At 34.7% G+C, this 1,885-nt stretch carries 2 protein-coding genes; one reads left to right on the top strand and one right to left on the bottom strand.

The annotated features are described in order from the left end of the window. Positions 1-195: 195 nt before the first annotated feature. The gene (locus QI30_RS19370) at positions 196-636 is read right to left on the bottom strand and encodes an ASCH domain-containing protein (protein ID WP_126992109.1); all 441 of its coding nucleotides are present in this window, start codon (positions 634-636) and stop codon (positions 196-198) included. A gap of 1,001 nt (positions 637-1,637) precedes the next feature. Between QI30_RS19370 and QI30_RS19365 the strand changes: the two genes are divergently transcribed. Then, a partial coding sequence (locus QI30_RS19365; RefSeq protein WP_158621099.1) for a helix-turn-helix domain-containing protein occupies positions 1,638-1,885 on the top strand: 248 nt, incomplete at its 3' end.

Here is a 1,885-nt window from a genome sequence, read left to right as displayed (position 1 = left end):
CAATTATTTTTGGTGTAAGGAAATCTATCTCTAAAACAGCAGCATAAAAATCTGTAAAAATGCTACATTCAAAAAAACCTTCGGAGTGTTGATGTACCAACACCAACACTCCGAAGGTTTTTTTGTTCCCAATGTTGCGTTTGGGAACGTTATTTAGGTTTACTTTGTATAGTTTATAAATTTATTTAAAGTGATTTATTTCGGATAGACCTTCTTAAATCGTTCGCAAACAACTAACATATCTGGTGAGAATTCTTTATCGTACTCTTTTAATAAATTACTAAAAAAATTCTCGTGTGCATCCCACCAAAATTGATAATCCCCTTCGCCTTCAGCTAAAGCAAATTCTTCGGATACATCGTTCATCGGCATTACTTCAACTGATTCAATTTGAATAATCGCAACAGGTGCGTCCGTCACATTCAAAACAATGTAATATTCCCCTGCTTGTGGTAATGCTTCTTTTTCTAATTCATAAAATACATAGCCAGAGGTTGTTGCTGTTTTCTTTCCTTTAACAACTAAATCCGCTAACCAATCAGCTGAAGCGCCAAATTGAAACGCATCTTTATATTTAATATCTTCTTGCTGAGTTACGACACAAAAATCATTCCAAAACTGATGAATATTCTCCATTTATAAACACCCTTTAATAAGATTATGTATTAGTAAAACCAATATTTTACTTTATTCAATCATAACATTCCCAAAGCCCGGCTTGGTAAACAAAAAGCAGCTAGGGTTTCAACTTGTCCTAGCTGCTTGATTTAAGATATTAATATGGTTGAAACCAAACACAGTAATTCATGAAAATAAGACAAGAAAACATACATAAAATTGGTGTAAGTAACATTCGTCTTTTTAAAATCATTTGCGTTAAAAGGGGGCGTAATTTCTTCCACATAATCACGCCTAATGTTATTACGAACAAAATAATAAACACTTCTGGATATACTAAAAAGAAAGCGAAATCGCCTATCCCTAAAATGATCTCTAATAACACAGCATAACCTAGCAAACGTATTTTCCCTACATATAGTTGAATATTAAATATTAATCTTATAAGCCACATCTTTATTTTCAATTCCCATCCCCCAAATAAAAAAGATACAATATATCCTATTTTATCACAGATAATGTAAGGGCATTAAAAGGTAGCCGTATATGGGAATCATATTCGTTTTAAAGTAGACACGTAGCATAAAGTTCATGCTATTTCTCATACTACTCAACATAATTGCCTTTCATGCTACAATATATACGCAGCATTTTCAGCTGACTCCTTTTTCGAAGGGAGGTGCACTACATGCCTAAATTTTCGCGACAAGAAAGAATGAAGGCTGAGCGAGAGAAGAAGCGTAGCGAAGGACTGACCATCTTTCGATACACAGCGGATCTATTCCGTTTTATCGATACACTATATCGACTCTTTCGTATGATGCTGTAAAACGATAAAAAGACGTTGATTCCAAACGGAACTAACGTCTTTTTATCATTTCTTCGCAGAATACCCCTCCCTCAAGGAACGTAGTGAGTAGGGAGGGGATGAATGCGAACCCAATTATTCTGCCAGTACTAGTTTGTTGAAAAGAACATCCGTTCCTATTATAATATTCGAAAAAAAGGAGGTGTCTGTCATGTCACATAAAGCGTATAAATTCCGTATCTACCCAAATAAAGACCAACAAGCATTAATTCATCAAACGCATGGTCATTGCCGTTTTGTGTACAACTATTTCCTTGAACGTTGGAATACTTCTTATGAAGAAGAAGGAAAAGGGTTGAATCGTTCCATTATGTCTAAAATGCTCACAAAGCTGAAAAAACAAGATGATACCGCTTGGTTACGTAATGTAGATAGTGTGGCATTACAAGCCTCTTATGA

It is taken from the genome of Candidatus Kurthia intestinigallinarum, assembly GCF_003991225.1.
Classification (GTDB): domain Bacteria; phylum Bacillota; class Bacilli; order Bacillales_A; family Planococcaceae; genus Kurthia; species Kurthia populi.
Note: the sequence above shows the minus strand (reverse complement) of the source record. Positions and strands in the feature narration are given on the sequence as shown.

What these genes read in the sequence shown, in the direction of transcription:
- QI30_RS19370 (WP_126992109.1), bottom strand. Translation starts at nt 636, where the DNA reads ATGGAGAATATTCATCAGTTTTGGAATGATTTTTGTGTCGTAACTCAG.